The following is a 20,982-nucleotide window of genomic DNA, read 5'->3' as shown; positions in this document are numbered from 1 at the left end:
GATACCCCGCTTGCGCGCCCTCCTCCTGCTCTCTAACGTAGCGCCTTTATTGCGCCTCTACCCCGCAGGAGCTTTGCCATGGCCTCGCCAGCCCTTACACATTTTCTTCCCCGGTTCGGCGTTGCCGCAGCAGTGGCCGGTGTTTTGAGCCTGACCGGTTGTCAGACCTGGAACACCCAGGACACCCTCCCGCCAACCACCGGCGTGCAGCCGCTCAAAGGCCTGGCTCAGAACGTTTCGGTGCGCCGCAATGCCATGGGCATGCCGCTGATCGAAAGCAACAGCTTCCACGACGCACTGTTCGCCCTCGGCTACGTCCACGCCAGCGACCGCCTCACGCAAATGGTCACCCTGCGCCTGCTGGCCCAGGGTCGTTTGTCGGAGATGTCCGGTTCGGATTTGCTGGACGCCGACCGCTACATGCGCGCCGTCAATCTGAAGAAAAGCGCCGGCGAGCTATATAAGGCGTCTTCGCCGCGTCTCAAACGCTTCTTCGAAGTCTATGCGCGCGGCGTTAACGCCTACCTGTTCCGTTTCCGCGACAAGCTGCCGGCCGACCTCGCCGCCACCGGCTACAAGCCTGAATACTGGAAACCGGAAGATTCGGCGCTTATTTTCTGCCTGCTGAACTTCAGCCAGTCCGCCAACCTGCCGGAAGAAATTGCCGCGCTGATGCTGGCCCAAACCGTCACCACCGACAAACTCGGCTGGCTGACGCCGTCCGCGCCTGACGAAAAACTGCCGCAGGGCGAAGCCGAAAAACTTCAGGGCATCAAGCTCAATGGCGCCATCCCGGGCCTGGCCGACATCAGCAAAGCCACCACGCAACTGTCCGACCTGAACCTGCTGGGCGCTACCTCGTCGAACAACTGGGCCATCGGCCCGCAACGCAGCCGCAGTGGCAAAAGCCTGCTGGCCAGCGACAGCCATGGCCCGTTGGGCGTGCCTTCGTGGTACAGCTACGTGCAGATTCGCGCACCGAAATACCAGGCTTCCGGCGTGACCATTGCCGGTTTGCCCATGGTGCTCGGCGGTTTCAACGGCAAAGTGGCGTGGAGCATGACCTCGGTCATGGGAGACAACCAGGACCTGTTCCTGGAAAAAATCAAACGCCAGGGCAACGGCCTCACGTATGAGGTCGGCGGCAAATGGCAGCCGGCGATCGTGCGCAACGAAACCTACTTCGTCAAAGGCCAGCGGCCGATTCGCGAAGTCGTCTACGAAACCCGCCACGGTCCACTGCTCAACAGCGCTCAAGGCACGACACTGGCCAACGGTTTCGGACTGGCCTTGCAGACGCCGAATTTCACCGACGACAAAACCCTGGACGCGTTTTTCGACCTGTCCCGGGCGCAGAACGTCGAGAAAGCCTCGGACGCCAGCCGCGAAATCCGCGCCATCGCCTTGAACCTGGTGTTCGCCGACGCCAGCAACATCGGCTGGCAAGTCACCGGGCGTTACCCGAACCGTCGCGAAGGTGAAGGCCTGCTGCCGTCGCCGGGCTGGGAAGGTCGCTACGATTGGGACGGTTACGCCGACCCGATGCTCCACCCGTATGACCAGGACCCGGCCCAAGGCTGGCTCGGCACCGCCAACCAGCGGGTCATTCCCCATGGCTACGGCATGCAGTTGTCCAATTCCTGGTCGGCGCCGGAGCGTGGCGAACGCCTGGCCGAACTGGCGGGTGTGGGCAAACACGACACGCGCAGCGTGATCGCGATGCAATACGACCAGACCACGACGTTCGCCGCCAAACTGAAGAAAATGTTTGAAGCCCCGGGCATGGCCCAACCGCTCAAACAGGCCATCGAAGCGCTGCCGGTGGCCGAGCGCGGCAAGGCTCGCGAGGCGCTGACCCGCTTGATGGCCTTCGACGGCAAACTCAGCCCGACCTCCGCGGATGCGGCGATCTACGAGCTGTTCCTGCAGGAAAGTACCAAGCAGATTTTCCTCGACGAACTGGGCCCGGAAAGCAGCCCGGCGTGGAAAGCCTTTATCGCCAACGGCAAGTTGTCCTACGCCGCGCAGGCCGATCACCTGCTGGGCCGTGAAGACAGTCCGTTCTGGGATGACGCGCGCACGCCGCAGAAAGAAGACAAGCCGGCGATCCTCGCCCGCAGTCTGGCGGCGGCGATCAGCGCCGGTGATAGCCAATTGGGCGGCGATCACAAAGCCTGGCAGTGGGGAAAATTGCACCGCTATGAATGGAAGAATGCCAATGGCCAGACAGTTCGCGGTCCATTGGCGGCGGGGGGCGATCACACGACGCTGAACACGGCGGCGTTCACCTGGGGTCAGGACTTCAACACCACGCTGGCGCCGGCCATGCGCTTTATCGTTGATTTCGGCCAGGCGGAGCCTTTGATGGGGCAGAACGGCACCGGTCAGTCCGGCAACCCGGCGAGCCCGAATTATCTCGACAGCATTGATCCATGGCTGAAGGGGCAATACATGAGCCTGCCGATGCAGCCGCAGAACTTTGACAAGGTTTATGGCAAAACTCGATTGACCCTGACACCCGGCAAGTAACGTCACCACCGACCCAATGTGGGAGCGACCTGTGGCGAGGGGGCTTGCCCCGTTGGGTCGCGAAGCGGCCCCGGCATTTCAAAGTCAAACCGCATTCAACGGTTTACGACTGCTTCGCAGCCGAACGGGGCGATGCGGCGTTCCGGCAAGCCCCCTCGCCACAGGTGCCCCACACTGGGATCTTACTCATCCTTGAAATCTCGATAGAACTTCTGGCTTCGCGCAAACCTCATAGCTAACAAGTCCCCCCATTTTGGTAACAACATGGATCTTGTTATCGCGCGTCCTGAAGGTTTGTACTGCCCCGCCGGCGATTTCTATATCGACCCGTGGCGGCCAGTCGAGCGTTCGGTCATCACTCATGCTCACGGCGACCACGCCCGTACCGGCAACCAGCATTACCTGGCGGCCGCACCCGGCGAAGGGATTTTGCGTGCGCGATTGGGCCAGGACATCAACCTGCAAACCCTGGCCTATGGCGAGCGCTTGCAGCACCACGGTGTCACCCTGAGTTTTCACCCCGCCGGCCACGTCCTCGGCTCCGCCCAGGTGCGCCTGGAATACGGCGGCGAAGTCTGGGTGGCCTCCGGGGATTACAAAATCGAGCCTGACGGCACCTGCACGCCATTCGAACCGGTGAAGTGCCATACCTTCATCACGGAGTCGACCTTTGGCCTGCCCATCTATCGCTGGCAACCCCAGGCGCAGGTCTTTGCCGAGATCAATCAGTGGTGGCAGGCCAATGCCGCCGTCGACAAAACCAGCGTGCTGTTCTGCTATTCCTTCGGCAAGGCCCAGCGGATTCTCCACGGCATCGACGCCAGCCTCGGCCCCATCTTGGTGCATGGCGCCGTCGAACCACTGAATCGGGTGTATCGCGACAGCGGCGTTTTTATACCGCCCACGATCTATGCCGGCGATGTCCTGAAAAGCGACCCGATGATGCGCAAGGCGCTGGTCATCGCCCCGCCATCGGCCGGCGCCAGCACCTGGATGCGCCGGTTTGGCGATTACAGCGATGGCTTCGCCAGTGGCTGGATGCGCTTGCGCGGCACGCGGCGCAGACGCGGTGTCGACCGCGGTTTTGTATTGTCCGACCACGCCGACTGGCCGGGCCTGCTCTGGGCCATCGAACAGACCGGCGCCGAACGGGTGATGGTCACCCACGGTTCGGTCGGGGTGTTGGTGCGTCATCTGCGCGAACAAGGCCTCGATGCCATGGGTTTCAGCACGGAGTATGGCGACGATGAGGACGACAACGCCGCCGTCGAACCCGAGACCGCCGAGGTGCTGTCATGAAGGCATTCGCCGAGCTGTATGCCGAACTCGACGCTACCACTTCAAGCAATGCCAAACTGGCTGCGATGCAATCCTACTTCGCCCAGGCCGCCCCCGAAGACGCCGCGTGGGCGGTGTACTTCTTGTCCGGTGGACGCCCACGGCAACTGGTGCCGGTACGCGTGCTGCGTGAGCTGGCGGTCGATTTTTCCGGACTTGAGCCTTGGCTGTTCGAAGAGAGTTATCAAGCGGTCGGCGATCTGGCGGAAACGATTTCGCTGGTCCTGCCCGAAACCCTGCACAGCTCCACCGACGGGCTGGCGGTATGGATCGAAGACAAGCTGCTGCCACTGCGCGGTGAGTCCCCGGAAGTCCTCGTCGAGCGACTGCCCGCGCTCTGGGCGCAACTGGATCGCCATAGCCTGATGCTCTGTATCAAACTCATCACCGGCAGTTTCCGCGTCGGGGTTTCCAAGCTGCTGGTAACCCGTGCCCTGGCCGCCATGGCCGGGCTCGACAGCAAACGCGTGGCCCAGCGGCTGGTCGGTTACACCGACCTGTCCAATCGGCCGAGCGCGGCCAGTTATCTGAAATTGATCGCGGCCCAATCGTGCGACGAACATGCCCAACGCGGTGGCCAGCCCTACCCGTTTTTTCTGGCCCACGCCCTGTCACAACCGGTCGAGCAGTTCGAAGCCGTGCTCGGCCCGGCGAGCCAGTGGCAAGTGGAATGGAAGTGGGATGGCATCCGCGCTCAAGTGGTCAAGCGCGAGGGGCGCCTGTGGATCTGGTCACGCGGCGAAGAACTGGTGACCGAGCGCTTTCCCGAACTCGACAGCCTGTTGCACGGTTTGCCGGACGGGACAGTGATCGATGGTGAAATCGTCGCCTGGAAAACTCCTCGACCGAATACTGACGATGTCTTCAACCCGCAATCGCCGGCCGCTCCCTCGGTCATGCCGTTCGCCCTGTTGCAGCAGCGGATCGGCCGCAAAACCCTGGACAAGAAAATTCTCGAAGAAGTGCCGGTGGTGGTCCTCGCCTACGACCTGCTGGAATGGCAAGGCGAGGACTGGCGCAGTCAGCCTCAGGCCAAACGCCGCGCGCAACTCGATCAACTCGTCGGCACCTGCAACAACCCGGTGTTACTCACCTCACCGGTACTGACCGGCGAAGACTGGTTTGACCTCGCCAAACAACGCGAAGCCTCCCGCAGCCTAGGCGTCGAAGGCATGATGCTCAAGGCCCGGGATGCGCTGTATGGCGTCGGCCGGACCAAGGACATGGGCATCTGGTGGAAATGGAAAGTCGACCCCTTCAGCGTCGACGCCGTGCTGATTTATGCGCAGCGCGGTCATGGTCGCAGGGCGAGTCTCTACAGTGATTACACGTTCGCGGTCTGGGACGGTCCGCCGGACGCCAGCGAACGAACGCTGGTGCCGTTCGCCAAAGCCTATTCCGGGCTGACCGACGAGGAAATGCGTCAGGTCGACAGCATCGTGCGCAAGACCACAGTGGAGAAATTCGGGCCGGTGAGCAGTGTGAAACCGAGCCTGGTGTTTGAGCTGGGATTTGAGGGTATTGCCCTGTCGAAACGCCACAAGAGCGGGATTGCCGTGCGGTTTCCGCGGATGCTGAGGTGGCGGCAGGACAAGTCGGTGGAAGAAGCAGACAACCTCGCAACGCTGCAAGATTTACTTGGCTGACCCAATCTCCCCCTGTGGCAGCGAGCTTGTGTGGTGAGGGGATTTATCCCCGTTGGGCTGCGAAGCGGCCCCCAAACCTGCAACCGCGGTGTACCAGGCAACACCGCATTCACTGGTTTTACGACTGCTGCGCAGCCGAACGGGGATAAATCCCCTCACCACACAGGCTCACTCCCACATAGTTTTGTGCCATTGCGAACCAAGTTGGTGCAGCTATTTTTCGACGCCCGATTTCGTGCACAAATCCCCTGTTGCCACTTCTTGTATCACCTTTTAAACGCTTGTTCGGGACTCTGGTTCGGAAATTGCTACTTTCATTAGGTCTTACGCTTTCCAGTAACAATAATTCTGCGCCACAAGCGCTCATATTGGTTCTTAGGGATTGAATAATGAAAAAAGCATTGCTGACCCTTTCTGCACTGGCGTTGTGCATGGCTGCTGGTTCCGCCATGGCAAAGGAATACAAAGAGCTGCGTTTTGGCGTTGACCCTTCCTATGCTCCGTTTGAGTCGAAAGCGGCCGACGGCAGCCTGGTGGGCTTCGACATCGATCTGGGGAACGCGATCTGCGCCGAGCTGAAGGTCAAGTGCAAATGGGTCGAAAGCGATTTCGACGGCATGATTCCGGGCCTGAAGGCCAATAAATTCGACGGTGTGATCTCTTCGATGACCGTCACCCCGGCTCGCGAAAAAGTCATCGACTTCTCCGATGAGCTGTTCTCCGGTCCAACCGCTTACGTGTTCAAGAAGGGTTCCGGCCTGAGCGAAGACGTGGCTTCGCTGAAGGGCAAGACTGTCGGTTATGAGCAAGGCACCATTCAGGAAGCCTACGCCAAGGCCGTGCTGGACAAGGCCGGTGTGAAAACCCAGGCCTATCAGAACCAGGATCAGGTGTATTCCGACCTGATGTCGGGTCGTCTCGACGCAGCGATCCAGGACATGCTGCAAGCCGAACTGGGCTTTTTGAAGTCGCCGAAGGGTGAAGGCTACGAAGTCAGCAAGCCGGTTGACAGCGAATTGCTGCCGTCCAAAACAGCTATCGGTATCTCTAAAGGTAACAAAGACCTCAAAGAACTTTTGAATAAAGGTATCAAAGCGTTACACGACGATGGCACCTACGCCACCATTCAGAAGAAACACTTTGGCGATCTGAATCTGTACAGCGGCAAATAATGCCCGGCGCCCATCTCGCGATGGGCGCTTTTTTCACCCGATCAGGTTGCTGATTTATGTTCGAAAACCTATTACAAAACCTGGGGCTCTCAGCCTTCAGCCTCAAGGGCTTCGGTCCGTTGCTGATGGAAGGCACCTGGATGACCATCAAATTATCGGCATTGTCGCTGCTGCTGGCCGTATTGCTCGGCCTGCTCGGCGCCACCGCCAAACTGTCAAAAGTCAAACTGGTGCGGGTTCCGGCCCAGATCTACACCACGCTGATTCGCGGCGTGCCGGACCTGGTGCTGATGCTGCTGATTTTCTACAGCCTGCAAACCTGGTTGACGTCGTTTACCGATTTCATGGAATGGGAATACATCGAGATCAACCCGTTCAGCGCCGGGGTCATCACCCTGGGCTTCATTTACGGCGCGTATTTCACCGAAACCTTCCGCGGGGCGATTCTCTCGGTGCCTCGGGGTCAGGTCGAAGCCGCTACCGCTTATGGCCTCAAACGCGGCCAGCGTTTTCGAATCGTGGTGTTCCCGCAAATGATGCGTTTCGCCCTGCCGGGTATCGGTAACAACTGGATGGTGATGCTCAAGGCCACCGCGCTGGTATCGATCATCGGCCTCGCCGATTTGGTCAAGGCTGCGCAGGACGCCGGTAAAAGCACCTATCAACTGTTTTACTTCCTGGTGCTTGCCGCGCTGATTTACCTGGCCATCACCAGCGCCTCGAACTTCGTCCTGCGCTGGCTCGAACGCCGCTACGCCGCCGGTTCCCGGGAGGCCGTACGATGATCGAACTCTTGCAGGAATACTGGAAACCCTTCCTTTATACCGACGGCTACAACATCACCGGCCTGGCCATGACCATGTGGCTGCTGACCGCCTCGATCGTCATCGGCTTCCTGGTGTCGATCCCGCTGTCCATCGCCCGAGTGTCGCCGCATTTCTACATTCGCTGGCCGGTGCAGTTCTACACCTACCTGTTTCGCGGCACGCCGCTGTATATCCAGCTGCTGATTTGCTACACCGGTATCTACAGCCTGGCCGCAGTACGTGCACAACCGGTACTGGATGCGTTCTTTCGCGATGCGATGAACTGCACGATCCTGGCCTTCGCCCTGAACACCTGCGCCTACACCACGGAGATTTTCGCCGGGGCGATCCGCAGCATGGCCCACGGTGAAGTCGAAGCGGCCAAGGCCTACGGTCTGACAGGCTGGAAGCTGTATGCCTACGTGATCATGCCATCAGCCCTGCGTCGCTCGTTGCCTTATTACAGCAACGAAGTGATTCTGATGCTGCACTCGACCACTGTGGCGTTCACCGCGACCATCCCCGATATCCTGAAAGTCGCACGGGACGCCAACTCGGCGACCTTCCTGACTTTCCAGTCGTTCGGCATCGCCGCGCTGATTTACCTGACGATTACCTTTGCGCTGGTCGGCCTGTTCCGCCTCGCCGAACGCCGATGGCTGGCGTTCCTCGGACCGACCCACTAGGACCAGGAATAAAGAGACGAACATGCGCCACCAGATACATGACTTGCTGGCCCCGCTGCCGGGGACCGCTCGACAGATTCACAGCTTCCACTTCGGCCCGACGTCGGCCAAAGGCAAGATCTACATCCAGTCGTCCCTGCACGCCGATGAAATGCCCGGCATGCTGGTGGCCTGGCACCTCAAGCAGCGTCTGGCGGAACTTGAAGCCTCCGGCCGCCTGCGCAGTAAAATCGTGCTGGTGCCAGTGGCCAATCCGGTTGGCCTGGAACAAGTGCTGATGGACGTGCCGCTGGGCCGCTACGAGCTGGAAAGCGGGCAGAACTTCAATCGCTGGTTCGTCGACTTGAGCGAAGCGGTGGGCAACGAGATCGAAGGCCAGCTTGGCGATGATCCGCAGCACAACCTCGAACTCATCCGCACCAGCCTGCGCAATGCCTTGGCGGCGCAGACTGCCGGCACGCAACTGCAATCCCAGCGCCTGACCCTGCAACGGCTGGCCTGCGATGCGGACGTGGTGCTGGATCTGCATTGCGATTTCGAAGCAGTCGCCCACCTTTACACCACCCCTGAAGCCTGGCCCCAGGTCGAACCGTTGGCGCGCTACATCGGCGCTGAAGCGAGCCTGCTGGCCACCGATTCCGGCGGTCAATCGTTCGATGAATGCTTCACCCTGCTCTGGTGGCAGTTGAAAGAACGCTTCGGCGAGCATTTCAACATTCCGCTCGGCAGCCTCTCGGTCACCGTCGAATTGCGCGGCCAGGGCGACGTCAATCACCCGTTGGCCAGCCTCGATTGCCAGGCGTTGATCGATTACCTGATTCACTTCGGCGCCATTGCCGGCGAAGCGGCGCCATTGCCCGAGCTGCCCTACCCGGCCACACCGCTGGCCGGCGTCGAGCCGGTGTCGACACCGGTGGGCGGCCTGCTGGTGTTCACCGCGCTGCCGGGGGAATACCTCGAGGCCGGGCAACTGATCGCCGAAATCATCGACCCGATCAACGATCGCGTCACCCCCGTTCATTGCACCGCCGCCGGCCTGATGTACGCCCGTTCGCTGCGGCGCATGGCCACTGCCGGCATGGTGATCGCGCACGTCGCGGGCACCGAGGCCTATCGCAGCGGCTACCTACTTTCGCCTTGAGGATGCATGCCCCATGTACAAACTGACCATTGAAGGCCTGCATAAAAGCTATGGCGATCATCATGTGCTCAAAGGCGTTTCACTCAAGGCCAATACAGGCGACGTCATCAGCCTGATCGGCGCCAGCGGCTCGGGCAAAAGTACCTTTCTGCGCTGCATCAACTTTCTTGAGCAGCCGAACGACGGCGCCATGACACTGGACGGCCAGAACATCCGCATGATCAAGGATCGTCACGGCATGCACGTGGCCGATCCCGATGAATTGCAAAAAATCCGCACGCGCCTGGCCATGGTGTTCCAGCACTTCAACCTGTGGAGCCACATGACCGTGCTGGAAAACATCACCATGGCCCCGCGCCGGGTGCTGGGTTGCAGCAAAGAGGAAGCCGAAGACCGCGCGCGACGTTATCTCGACAAGGTCGGCCTGGCGGCACGGGTAGCGGATCAATACCCGGCGTTTCTTTCCGGTGGCCAGCAGCAACGCGTGGCGATTGCGCGGGCATTGGCCATGGAACCGGAGGTCATGCTGTTCGACGAACCGACCTCGGCACTCGACCCGGAGCTGGTGGGTGAGGTGCTTCGAGTGATCCAGGGCCTGGCGGAAGAAGGCCGGACCATGATCATGGTGACCCACGAAATGAGCTTCGCCCGCAAGGTGTCGAGCCAGGTGTTGTTTCTGCATCAGGGCCTGGTCGAGGAAGAAGGCGCGCCGGAAGACGTGCTGGGCAATCCAAAGAGCGAGCGGCTAAAGCAGTTCCTCAGCGGCAATCTCAAGTAACAGAACAAAAAGACCCTGTGGGAGCGGGATTGCTCGCGAAGACGATGGCACATCCAACATCGATGTGTCTGTTACACCGCTTTCGCGAGCAAGCCCGCTCCCACAAAAAACAAAGCAATTAAACTTGTTACATTCCGCCGCGGTCACTGAAAGAACACTTTCAGAGCGCACACCGCCGGCATGGGATCCTTCCCCGACTACGCAAAATACTGGTTCAGCGCCCGCGACTGGAAGCCGTTCGCCTTCCAGAAGCAAGTGTGGACGGCCGTTAAACGCGGTGAGTCCGGGTTGCTCCACGCCAGCACCGGTGCCGGTAAAACCTATGCAGTCTGGTTTGCCGCGCTCAATCGCTTCGCCAAGTCGATCGCTCCTGTAGACCCCCCTCGCAAACGCAAACCGCTGTCCGAACCGCTGACCGTGCTGTGGATAACGCCCATGCGCGCCTTGGCCGCCGACACCGCTCGCGCCCTGGAAGCGCCGCTGCAAGACCTGCAGATCCCGTGGAGCGTCGGCCTGCGCACCGGCGACACCAGCAGCAGCGAACGTGCGCGTCAGAGCCGGCGCCTGCCCACCACGCTGATCACCACACCCGAAAGCCTGACCCTGATGCTCGCCCGTGCCGATGCGCAAACCGCGCTAGCGACGTTGCGCATGGTGGTGGTCGACGAATGGCACGAACTGCTCGGCAACAAGCGTGGCGTGCAACTGCAACTCGCTCTCGCCCGTTTGCGTCGGTGGAATCCGGAGCTGATCGTGTGGGGCGTTTCCGCGACGCTGGGTAATCAGTCCCACGCCGAACAGGTATTGATCCCTCAGGGTGACGGCATCAGTGTTCAAGGCCAGACGTCCAAGGAACTGCGGGTCGACACGCTGCTGCCGCCGGCCATCGAGCGTTTTCCATGGGCTGGGCACATTGGCTTGAAGATGTTGCCGCAGGTCGTCGCCGAAATTGATTCAAGTCCCAGCAGCCTGGTGTTCACCAACACCCGCGCACAATCCGAGATCTGGTATCAGGCCTTGCTGGAGGCGCGCCCCGATTGGGCCGGGCTGATCGCCTTGCATCACAGCTCACTGTCGCGGGACACCCGTGACTGGGTCGAGCGGGCGCTGAAGGACGGTCAGCTCAAAGCGGTGGTCTGCACCTCAAGCCTGGACCTGGGGGTGGATTTCCTGCCGGTGGAGCGGGTGCTGCAAATCGGCTCGGCCAAAGGCGTGGCGCGCCTGATGCAGCGGGCCGGGCGTTCGGGTCATGCGCCGGGCCGTGTGTCACGGGTGACGCTGGTGCCGACGCACAGCCTGGAGCTGATCGAAGCGGCGGCGGCTCAAGACGCCGTGGCGCAACGCCGTATCGAGCCTCGCCAGTCGCCGCACAAACCGCTGGATGTGCTGGTTCAGCATCTGGTCAGCATGGCGTTGGGCGGTGGGTTTGTGCCTGATGAGTTGTATGAAGAAGTCCGTGGTGCCTGGGCCTATCGAGAACTCACCATGGAGGATTGGACCTGGGCGCTGGCGTTCGTACGCCATGGCGGACTTTCTCTGACAGCCTACCCGGATTACCGCCGGGTCGAGCCTGACGAGCAGGGCGTCTGGCGCGTACCGGATGCGCGGCTGGCGCGACGACATCGCATGAGCATCGGCACCATCGTCAGCGATGCGAGCATCCAGTTGAAATTCTGGAGCAAGGGTGGTGGTGGCAAGCAGTTGGGCAGTGTCGAGGAAGGCTTTATTGCGCGGCTCAAACCGGGCGACGGTTTTCTGTTCGCGGGGCGCTTGCTGGAGTTGGTGCGGGTGGAAAACATGACCGCTTACGTCAAACGCAGCACCGCGAAAAAAGCTGCGGTGCCACGCTGGAATGGCGGGCGGATGCCCCTTTCCAACGAACTGGCGCAGGCAGTGGTCACGCGTTTCAGTTCGGCGGAGCAAGGCGAGTTCATCGGCCCGGAAATGCGCGCGCTGCGTCCACTGCTGGAAGTGCAGCAGCGCTGGTCCGGGCTGCCGACCTCGAAGTCGTTGCTGGCCGAAGCGCTGAAATCCCGGGAAGGTTGGCACCTGTTCCTTTACCCCTTTGCCGGACGCCAAGTGCATCTGGGGCTGGCGAGTTTGCTGGCGTGGCGGGTCAGCCAGCAGCAGGCGGTAACGTTTTCCATCGCGGTCAACGATTACGGGCTGGAATTGCTCAGCGCCACGGCTGTGGACTGGTCGAAAGTTTTGAACCCCGAACTGTTGAGTCCCGAGCATTTGTTGAAAGACGTGCTCGCCAGTTTGAATGCCGGCGAACTCGCGCTTCGTCGCTTTAGGGAAATCGCGCGAATTGCCGGGCTGGTGTTTGCCGGTTACCCCGGTGCGCCGAAAAGCACGCGGCAGGTTCAAGCCTCCAGCGGACTGTTCTTCCAGGTGTTCAAGCAGTACGACGCCGGAAATCTGTTACTGGCCCAGGCCGGGGAAGAAGTCCTACGGGAAGAACTGGATATTCAACGTCTGGAACAGACGTTGGCGCGTATCAATCAACTGAAGATAGACCTGCACCCGATCAAGCGTCCAACACCGCTGGGGTTTCCCCTGTTGGTTGAGCGCATGCGGGAAAGCATGAGTTCGGAAAAACTCGCGGACCGTATCCGTCGCATGGTCACCGACCTTGAGAAAACCGCCGAAACCGGAAAAACCTGATGAGTACGCCTTATCCAGTGCATCTGGCCGGTGAAGAACTGTGGCTGCTGCCAGAAAAAGCCATTTACTGGCCGGCGCAACAAACCCTGCTGATCGCCGACGTGCATTTTGGTAAAGCGGCGGCGTATCGAAGCCTGGGTCAGCCAGTGCCCCATGGCACCACTGCCAGCAATGTCGCAGTGCTGGACGGGCTATTGGCCGCTCTGCCCTGCCGTCAGCTGATTTTCCTGGGGGACTTTCTGCACGGACCTGGCTCCCATGCCACCGGCACGTTAAGCGCACTGGCGGATTGGCGGGCGCGGCACCCGGACCTGCCGATGACGCTGATCCGCGGCAACCACGACAAACGCGCCGGGGACCCGCCAGCCTCGTTGCACATACGCGTGGTGCCTGAGCCGTTGTTGCTTGGGCCGTTTGCCTTGCAACATGAGCCCGATCCACATCCGCAGCGGCATGTGCTCGCAGGGCATGTGCATCCGGTCTATCGGCTGAACGGCAGAGGTCGGCAGCGTTTGCGCCTGGCGTGTTTCAGATTGGGGGAGCAGATCAGCCTGCTTCCGGCTTTTGGCGCGTTCACTGGTGGGTATCAGGTCGATCGGGACGACAGCTGCAGGATTTTTGTCATCGGCGACAACGAAATATGGCCAGTCAGCTGAAGTCTTCAGGGACTACAGCTGACTGGCCATTTCATTTTCGACGGCAGATACGGCAGATCAGGCTACGGGCGCGGGAGGCGGCTCATCCGGCAGGGTGGGCTCACCGGGCTCGGTAGGTTGCTCGTTGGGCGTATCGGGATCAGGCTGGCCGGGGATACCCCCTGCCATGCTGATAGGTGGATGTGCCAACAAGGACCAGGCCAACACGCCAATCTGATTGGGCTCAAGCCTTGCCAGTTCGGCACTTATTTGCGGATCGATCTTCATAAAGCACTCCTGAGCGATGGCCCCGTCCGCTGTACGCGAACCGGGCAGTACACCCAATAGAGTGTCTACCCGCTGAAGAATTCCCGCGACCTGCCAGATGAATGGATCAGGTGCGTGGCAGAGTCACGCCACGTTGGCCCTGATACTTGCCGCCACGGTCCTTATAGGACACTTCGCACTCTTCGTCGGATTCAAGGAACAGCATCTGCGCCACGCCTTCGTTGGCATAGATTTTCGCCGGCAGGTTAGTGGTGTTCGAGAACTCCAGGGTCACGTGCCCCTCCCACTCAGGCTCAAGCGGGGTGACGTTGACGATGATGCCGCAGCGGGCGTAGGTGCTTTTACCCAGGCAGATGGTCAATACGTTGCGCGGAATACGGAAGTATTCGACGGTGCTGGCCAGGGCGAAAGAGTTCGGCGGGATGATGCAAACATCGCTATGGATGTCGACGAAGCTGCCGGCATCGAAATTTTTCGGGTCAACAATGGCCGAGTTAATGTTGGTGAACACCTTGAAATGACTCGTGCAACGAACGTCGTAGCCGTAACTCGACACGCCGTAGGAGATCACACGGTTATCGTCGCTGCCGCGCACCTGGCGCTCGACGAACGGCTCGATCATGCCGTGCTCTTGCGCCATGCGGCGAATCCACTTGTCCGATTTGATGCTCATGGCAGGTGTCCTGAATAGCGAGGTGGAAAAATTCTGTCCGGCATCTTACCGGGCGCGCGCTCCGGGTTCAAAGTTCGGGGCACAATTCTCGCCGATCCCCCGTGATAACTGGGCCTTCGCCTTAATCCAACGGACCGTCAGTCATGAAAACAGAGAAACCTTCGCAGGAAGCATTGGCACGTCCCTGAAAAAGGGTTAAGGTGGCGCCACTGTGCTGCTTGTGTCACTGAGAATCTCTACACGATATGTTGAATTTCGATCCAACCATCTACAAGAATTTTTCCTGCTCTTTGCACTCAGTCTCGGCCAGGGTTCTTCCTGCGTCGCAGTTATCTTTGTTCAAGGAGTTACACCATGTCTAATCGCCAAACTGGTACCGTTAAGTGGTTCAACGATGAAAAAGGCTTCGGCTTCATCACTCCACAATCCGGTGACGACCTGTTCGTTCACTTCAAAGCTATCCAATCCGACGGCTTCAAAAGCCTGAAAGAAGGCCAACAGGTTTCTTTCATCGCTACCCGCGGTCAGAAAGGCATGCAAGCTGAAGAAGTTCAAGTTATCTAACTTGTACTTGCTTTAGTAAAAAGCCCCGCCCTCAAAAGCGGGGCTTTTTTGTGCCTGTGTGTTTTGCAGGCAAAAAAAATCGCAGCCAGTGGCTGCGATTTTTTTATGCCTTACCAGGCCACGCCAAACCCTGCGGTGTAGCGGGTCTTGTCCAGATCAGCATCGTCGGTGCCGCTGATGATATCTCGCTCAGCCTTGAGGTTAAGCGATGCCCACTCGGTGACTTTGTAGCGCAAGCCCATTTCGGCATCGAGCGCGTAATCGGCCACGCCCGACAGCGGCTTGCCCACTTCACCATTGGTGAAGAACTCAACCTTCTTGCCGATCAGGTAACGGTTGTAATCCCACTTCATCGCCAGGGAATAGAAGTTTTCCTTGCTGCCGTCGGAGAACTGATAGTCCGTACGGTTGACCAGCGAGCCCAGGGAGAATGCGCCTAGTTCGTCATCCCAGAACTGGTAACCCGGACCGGTACCCACCGTGCGCTGACGGGAGAGGTCTTCAACCTTGTCACGTTTATAGACCGCGCGACCCTGCCAGAACCACTTCTCGGTCAGGAATCGGTCGAGCGAGTATTCGCCCCGCCAGTTATCAGTGGTGACCACGTCATCCTGGAATTCGCGGTTGTACTCGCCTTCCGCGATATGACGCCATTTGCCATGGCGCGCAGTGGTTTTGAAGTCGATGTCGTAGTCATCGGTATCTTTTTCCGCCCGCTGGTAATCCAGCGCCGCGTCGATATTCCCCTTCCACACCAGGTCTTCGACCACCGGCTTGGGCTTGAGGATCTGCTGGATACTGGCCAACTCGACCGTCTTGGGTGCCTCGCCGTTTTCCAGCGTCACCTTGCCATCGTCTGCCGCATGCAGCGACTTGGCTTTCTCGCCGGTGTAGGCATCCTGCTTGACCAACAATTCCTGATCGCTTTCCAGGGTCTTGACCTGTTTCCAGTCGATCGGGACCGCACCGGCATACTCGGTCTGGATCAGCAATTTACCGCCATCGAACAGCGTGATTTTGCCGCTCAATTTGTCACCGTTTTTCAACCAGACGGTATCAGCGAGCAACGGCGTGGAGGCACTGAGGACAGCGAGGCACAGCAGGGTTCTGGACACCATAAGCAGATACAGGCTCAAGTTTGCGAAAAAAAGTCGGCATTATCCCTGAGAATAAGACCCTAGCAAGGACTGACCCGACTATTTCTATTGAGTTCATTTCTCAATTGCCAATCCACGACTTACTCTACAAACGGTAAGGCGACCTTTTCAGGAACCACGGACGTGACCGACCCAACCGTTGAAACCGAAAGTGCGGCGCAAATTCGACGCACGGCGCTCTACTTGACACTCGCGCAGGTGCCCGAGGGAAAAGTGGTGAGCTATGGTCAACTGGCCGAGCTAGCCGGATTGGGCCGCGCCGCGCGCTGGGTCGGACGCACATTAAGCCAACTGCCCGGCGACACTAAACTGCCGTGGCATCGCGTACTGGGGGCCGGTGGCCGGATCAGCCTGCCCGTGGGCAGTCCCTCGGGGGATGAACAGCGCGCGCGATTGCGCTCCGAAGGTGTCAGTATCCTGAACAATCGTGTTGATATTCAGCGCCATGGCTGGCGCCCGGTAGAGCACAGCGGTTAGAGTGCGCGCTTTGTTTCCGTAATTCTTGAGGCAGACTCCAGCCCATGCCCCCTAAAACCTGGCGCGCCGCGCTCGCCGCCTATGCCAGCCCCTCGACGCTTGTGTTGTTGTTGCTTGGTTTCGCCGCCGGCTTGCCTTACATGCTGGTGTTTTCGACGCTTTCCGTCTGGCTGCGTGAGGCCGGTGTGGCCCGCGAAACCATCGGTTATGCAAGCCTGATCGGCTTGGCCTATGCCTTTAAATGGGTCTGGTCCCCGTTGCTCGACCAATGGCGCCTGCCATTCCTCGGCAAGCTCGGTCGACGACGCTCCTGGCTGGTGCTGTCCCAGGCTCTGGTGATCCTAGGCCTGATCGGGATGGGTTTCTGCGACCCGCAAAAGCATTTGTCCTGGCTGATCGCCATCGCCGTGGTCGTTGCCTTCGCCTCGGCGACGCAAGACATCGCGGTTGACGCCTATCGCCTGGAAATCGCCGACGACACTCGCCAGGCCGCGCTCGCAGCCAGCTATATGTCTGGCTATCGGATCGCCGCATTGCTGGCGACGGCCGGCGCGCTGTTCTTTGCCGAAGGCTTCGGCTCCACCGGCTTCAACTACAAGCATTCGGCCTGGGCCGGCACCTACGTATTGTTTGGCGCCCTGATGGTTCCGGCACTGCTGACCACGCTGTTCATGCGCGAACCGCCCGTGCCCCTGCGCACCCAACTTCAAGCCGGTCGCTACAGCTTCATGCATCAACTGATGTCGGTATTCGTGCTGATCGTGCTGCTGGTGTCCGTGCCCGCCATGTTCACCCAGCTCTACAACACTGATTTCGCCAGCGTGCTGTTCGAAGGCGTGAGCCCGCTCGACCTGCTGCTCGAAGACCGCGCCTTCCTGCGGGCCATCCTCTACACCACGCTTACGTTTATGTGCCTGTCGGCCATGGGACGCCGCGGCCTGGCGCCGGTGCTGACGCCAATCAACGACTTCATTCTGCGGTACCGCTGGCAGGCGTTCCTGTTGCTCGGGTTGATCGCCACCTACCGCATGTCCGACACGGTCATGGGGGTGATGGCCAACGTGTTCTACATCGACCAGGGCTTCACCAAGGATCAGATCGCCAGCGTCAGCAAAATCTTCGGCCTGATCATGACCCTGGTCGGCGCCGGCATGGGCGGCCTGCTGATCGTGCGTTTCGGCATCTTGCCGATCCTGCTGATCGGCGGCATCGCGTCGGCCGGCACCAACCTGCTGTTCCTGATGCTCGCCGACATGGGCGCCAACCTGAACATGCTGATCCTGACCATTTCCCTGGACAACTTCAGCTCGGGCCTGGCGACATCGGCGTTCGTCGCCTACCTGTCGAGCCTGACCAACCTCAAGTTCTCGGCCACCCAATACGCCCTGCTCAGCTCGATCATGCTCCTGCTGCCACGCCTGATCGGCGGTTATTCAGGAGTCATGGTAGAGAAATTCGGTTACCACAACTTCTTCCTGATCACGGCGCTGCTGGGTGTTCCGACCCTGCTGTTGATCGCCCTGCACTGGTTCCAGGAGAGCCGCCGTGCAGGTCCGACGCCGACACCCGAACCGGTGCCGACCCAGGTCGCAGAAGAATCGTAGGACATTTCGCAGAGGGCGCGACGATTCCCGCCCTCGTGCCACACCGCCGACCGCACGCCTGTACGCCAGCGGATCTCGCCCGTACAATGCTCCGTCATTTCTCGTCATCAGCAACCGACAACGGCCAACCATGCGCACCAGTCAATTTTTGCTCGCCACACAGAAAGAAACGCCTTCCGACGCGGTCGTCATCAGCCATCAGCTGATGCTGCGCGCCGGCATGATCCGCAAACTCGCCTCGGGCCTGTACACCTGGCTGCCGATGGGCTTGCGAGTGATGCGCAAGGTCGAAGCCGTCGTTCGTGAAGAAATGAACGCCGCCGGCTCTCTCGAAGTGTTGATGCCGAGTACTCAACCGGCTGAGCTGTGGCAGGAATCCGGTCGTTGGGAAGAGTACGGCCCTGAATTGCTGCGCTTCAAGGATCGTCACGGTCGCGATTTCTGCGCCGGCCCGACCCACGAAGAAGTCATCACTGATCTGATGCGCAACGAGTTGAGCAGCTACAAACAGCTGCCGATCAACCTGTACCAGATCCAGACCAAATTCCGTGATGAGATCCGCCCACGCTTCGGTTTGATGCGCGGCCGCGAATTCATCATGAAGGACGCCTATTCGTTCCATGCTGATCAGCCTTCGCTGCAGATCACCTACGACCGCATGCACCAGGCGTACTGCAACGTGTTCACCCGTCTGGGCCTGAAGTTCCGTCCTGTAGAAGCCGACAACGGCTCCATCGGCGGCGCCGGCTCCCACGAGTTCCACGTACTGGCCGAGTCCGGCGAAGACGATATCGTCTTCAGCAACGGTTCCGACTACGCCGCAAACATCGAGAAAGCTGAAGCCGTGCCGCGCGAGACCTCACGCGCCGCGCCGACCGAAGAGCTGCGCCTGGTCGACACACCGAACGCCAAGACCATTGCGCAACTGGTCGAAGGCTTCAACCTGCCGATCGAAAAGACCATCAAGACCCTGGTGGTTCACGCTGAAGAGCAAGGCAAGCTGATTGCCCTGATCATCCGTGGCGACCACGAGCTGAACGAAATCAAGGCCGGCAACCAGCCTGGCGTTGCCAGCCCGCTGGTCATGGCGTCCGAAAGCGAACTGCGCGACGCCATTGGCGCCGGCGCCGGTTCCCTCGGCCCGCTGAACCTGCCGCTGCCAATCATCATCGACCGTTCCGTCGAGCTGATGAGCGACTTCGGCATCGGTGCCAACATCGACGACAAACACTACTTCGGCGTGAACTGGGAGCGCGACCTGCCTGTTCCGACCGTTGCCGACCTGCGTAACGTTGTCGCCGGCGACCCAAGCCCGGATGGCAAGGGCACCCTGGAAATCAAGCGCGGCATCGAAGTCGGGCACATCTTCCAGCTGGGCAACAAGTACAGCAAGGCGATGAAGTGCGAAGTGCTGGGCGAGAACGGCAAGCCGGTGACCCTGGAAATGGGTTGCTACGGCATTGGCGTGTCCCGCGTGGTGGCTGCGGCCATCGAGCAGAACAACGACGCGAACGGGATCATCTGGAGCGACACACTGGCGCCATTCCAGGTTGCCCTGGTGCCATTGCGCTACGAGACCGAACAGGTTCGCGAGGCCACTGACAAACTGTACGCAGAACTCACTGCGGCCGGCTTCGAAGTGCTGCTGGACGATCGCGACAAGAAAACCAGCCCGGGCATCAAGTTCGCGGACATGGAGCTGATCGGCATTCCTCACCGGATCGTGGTCAGTGACCGCGGCCTCGCCGAAGGCAATCTGGAATACAAGAGCCGTACCGAACCTGAAGCGCAAGCGCTGCCGGTTGCCGACGTACTGTCTTTCCTCCAGGCCCGTATCCGCCGCTGACACCAGATAGAGAAGTCATGTTCAAGCGAAACACCTTAGGCCTCGGTGGTGCCGCCCTGTGCGGCACCCTGCTGGTCAGCGGCTGCGCCAATCACATGTCGCAACGCAGCGAGCACGAGGAGCGTGTCGAGCGTAAATTGCTCGATCACAGCCTGCAGATCGATGTCGGCGAGCCCAAGGTGCTTGAGTTGCCGCAACGTCGGGTGAAAATCCACGAGCAGAAGACCTTCGAAGTCACCGAATTCGAAGTCACGCGTCACTACGATCGCTACACGCCTTACCAACCCTGGCGGGAGGTCTACGAGATCCCGCTGGGCGCGGTGGCGGTGGTCGGCGGGGTCGGTGCGAACGTGGTCAACGTGTTCACCCTCGGCAACCTGCCGGACAGCGTCACCAAGGATTGGCTGAGCTACGGTTTTGCCGGGCTCAACCCGTTCATGAACGTGCAGTCCAACGGTCGGGCGCAGCAGAACCTGGCCGGGATCGACGAAATCCAGCTCGACAAGCGCACCGAATACTCGAGCCTGCCGTGGAGCGAGCGTCCGGTGGTGGTGAAAGCGGGCAAAGAAACGTTTGATCTGAGCACCGACAAAAACGGTGTTCTGCGCCTGAACCTGCTGGACAGCCCGTTCGCCGAACATGACATCAATCATCTGAGCCGACTGTTGATCAGCGTCGAAGACGGTCAGGACGATGTGCACACCGACTCGTCCCTGGCGGTCAGCAGTGGCTTGCGCGGCAAGCTGCTCGAAGCGCACGGCTTGATTTATGACGACCTCGAAGACGACGAAGTGAGCCAGTGGGTACACCGGGTCAAGCGTTTGTCGGAATTGGGTCTGGAAGAAGAAGCCAGCGAACTTGAACAGAGTCTGATCGAACTGACCCGCAACGATCCAGAGTTGCAGACCGAATTCCTCAAGTCGTTGACCAAGGATGCCGGGCGACTGGTGGCGGATCCGGGACCGAATTAAAAGC

18 protein-coding genes are annotated in these 20,982 nt (G+C 60.0%); 15 read left to right on the top strand and 3 right to left on the bottom strand.

Annotated elements, in window-relative coordinates:
- Positions 1-78: 78 nt before the first annotated feature.
- From ACA053_RS06005 to pdeM, 10 genes are all read left to right on the top strand, one after another.
- On the top strand, positions 79-2,529 hold the full coding sequence (locus ACA053_RS06005; RefSeq protein WP_497394731.1) for a penicillin acylase family protein: 2,451 nt from the start codon (positions 79-81) through the stop codon (positions 2,527-2,529).
- Positions 2,530-2,793: 264 nt separating this feature from the next.
- The gene (locus ACA053_RS06000) at positions 2,794-3,828 is read left to right on the top strand and encodes a ligase-associated DNA damage response exonuclease (protein ID WP_497394730.1); all 1,035 of its coding nucleotides are present in this window, start codon (positions 2,794-2,796) and stop codon (positions 3,826-3,828) included.
- Positions 3,825-5,513 (top strand): ATP-dependent DNA ligase, encoded by a 1,689-nt coding sequence (locus tag ACA053_RS05995; RefSeq protein WP_497394729.1) that lies wholly within the window; start codon positions 3,825-3,827, stop codon positions 5,511-5,513. The genes ACA053_RS06000 and ACA053_RS05995 overlap by 4 nt, the downstream gene beginning before the upstream one ends.
- A gap of 389 nt (positions 5,514-5,902) precedes the next feature.
- Positions 5,903-6,685, top strand: a complete 783-nt coding sequence (locus tag ACA053_RS05990) for a transporter substrate-binding domain-containing protein (protein WP_109628274.1) — start codon at positions 5,903-5,905, stop codon at positions 6,683-6,685.
- 56 nt (positions 6,686-6,741) lie between these two features.
- On the top strand, positions 6,742-7,470 hold the full coding sequence (locus tag ACA053_RS05985) for an ABC transporter permease (RefSeq protein ID WP_109628273.1): 729 nt from the start codon (positions 6,742-6,744) through the stop codon (positions 7,468-7,470).
- Positions 7,467-8,177, top strand: a complete 711-nt coding sequence (locus ACA053_RS05980) for an ABC transporter permease (protein WP_109628272.1) — start codon at positions 7,467-7,469, stop codon at positions 8,175-8,177. Before ACA053_RS05985 ends, ACA053_RS05980 begins: the two co-directional genes overlap by 4 nt.
- Before the next feature lie 22 nt (positions 8,178-8,199).
- Complete coding sequence (locus tag ACA053_RS05975) at positions 8,200-9,318, top strand: succinylglutamate desuccinylase/aspartoacylase family protein (RefSeq protein ID WP_497394728.1); 1,119 nt, start codon at positions 8,200-8,202, stop codon at positions 9,316-9,318.
- A 13-nt stretch (positions 9,319-9,331) separates the two neighbouring features.
- Positions 9,332-10,096, top strand: coding sequence for an ABC transporter ATP-binding protein (locus ACA053_RS05970; protein ID WP_109628270.1), 765 nt, complete (start codon positions 9,332-9,334; stop codon positions 10,094-10,096).
- A gap of 180 nt (positions 10,097-10,276) precedes the next feature.
- Positions 10,277-12,763, top strand: coding sequence for a ligase-associated DNA damage response DEXH box helicase (locus ACA053_RS05965; protein ID WP_497394727.1), 2,487 nt, complete (start codon positions 10,277-10,279; stop codon positions 12,761-12,763).
- Entirely contained in the window at positions 12,763-13,419 is a 657-nt protein-coding gene (pdeM, locus tag ACA053_RS05960) for a ligase-associated DNA damage response endonuclease PdeM (RefSeq protein ID WP_497394726.1), read from the top strand. Before ACA053_RS05965 ends, pdeM begins: the two co-directional genes overlap by 1 nt.
- A 57-nt stretch (positions 13,420-13,476) precedes the next feature.
- Here pdeM and ACA053_RS05955 read toward each other — a convergent pair whose 3' ends face one another.
- Positions 13,477-13,686, bottom strand: a complete 210-nt coding sequence (locus ACA053_RS05955; protein WP_109628267.1) for a hypothetical protein — start codon at positions 13,684-13,686, stop codon at positions 13,477-13,479.
- 106 nt (positions 13,687-13,792) lie between these two features.
- Positions 13,793-14,359, bottom strand: coding sequence for a dCTP deaminase (gene dcd / locus ACA053_RS05950; RefSeq protein ID WP_010462661.1), 567 nt, complete (start codon positions 14,357-14,359; stop codon positions 13,793-13,795).
- 354 nt (positions 14,360-14,713) lie between these two features.
- Between dcd and ACA053_RS05945 the strand changes: the two genes are divergently transcribed.
- Positions 14,714-14,923 carry a cold-shock protein gene (locus ACA053_RS05945; RefSeq protein WP_002554837.1) on the top strand — a complete coding sequence of 70 codons (210 nt, stop codon included), beginning with the start codon at positions 14,714-14,716 and terminating at the stop codon, positions 14,921-14,923.
- A 110-nt stretch (positions 14,924-15,033) separates the two neighbouring features.
- Here the strand turns inward: ACA053_RS05945 and ACA053_RS05940 are convergent, their stop codons facing one another.
- A complete protein-coding gene (locus ACA053_RS05940) occupies positions 15,034-16,041 on the bottom strand; it encodes a DUF481 domain-containing protein (protein ID WP_497316016.1) in 1,008 nt (335 codons plus the stop codon).
- A gap of 162 nt (positions 16,042-16,203) precedes the next feature.
- On the opposite strand from ACA053_RS05940, the gene ACA053_RS05935 reads away from it, so the two are divergent.
- From ACA053_RS05935 to ACA053_RS05920, 4 genes are all read left to right on the top strand, one after another.
- Complete coding sequence (locus ACA053_RS05935; protein ID WP_109628265.1) at positions 16,204-16,557, top strand: MGMT family protein; 354 nt, start codon at positions 16,204-16,206, stop codon at positions 16,555-16,557.
- 44 nt (positions 16,558-16,601) lie between these two features.
- Positions 16,602-18,161, top strand: a complete 1,560-nt coding sequence (locus tag ACA053_RS05930) for an AmpG family muropeptide MFS transporter (RefSeq protein ID WP_109628264.1) — start codon at positions 16,602-16,604, stop codon at positions 18,159-18,161.
- 130 nt (positions 18,162-18,291) lie between these two features.
- Positions 18,292-20,007: a proline--tRNA ligase gene (locus ACA053_RS05925; protein WP_109628263.1), complete on the top strand. Its 1,716-nt coding sequence runs from the start codon at positions 18,292-18,294 to the stop codon at positions 20,005-20,007.
- A 17-nt stretch (positions 20,008-20,024) separates the two neighbouring features.
- A complete protein-coding gene (locus ACA053_RS05920) occupies positions 20,025-20,978 on the top strand; it encodes a hypothetical protein (protein WP_497394725.1) in 954 nt (317 codons plus the stop codon).
- Positions 20,979-20,982 lie beyond the last annotated feature (4 nt).

This window comes from Pseudomonas sp. LBUM1672 (assembly GCF_059695655.1).
The sequence above is the reverse complement of the archived record's forward strand: the minus strand, read 5'-3'. Positions and strand labels throughout refer to the sequence as shown.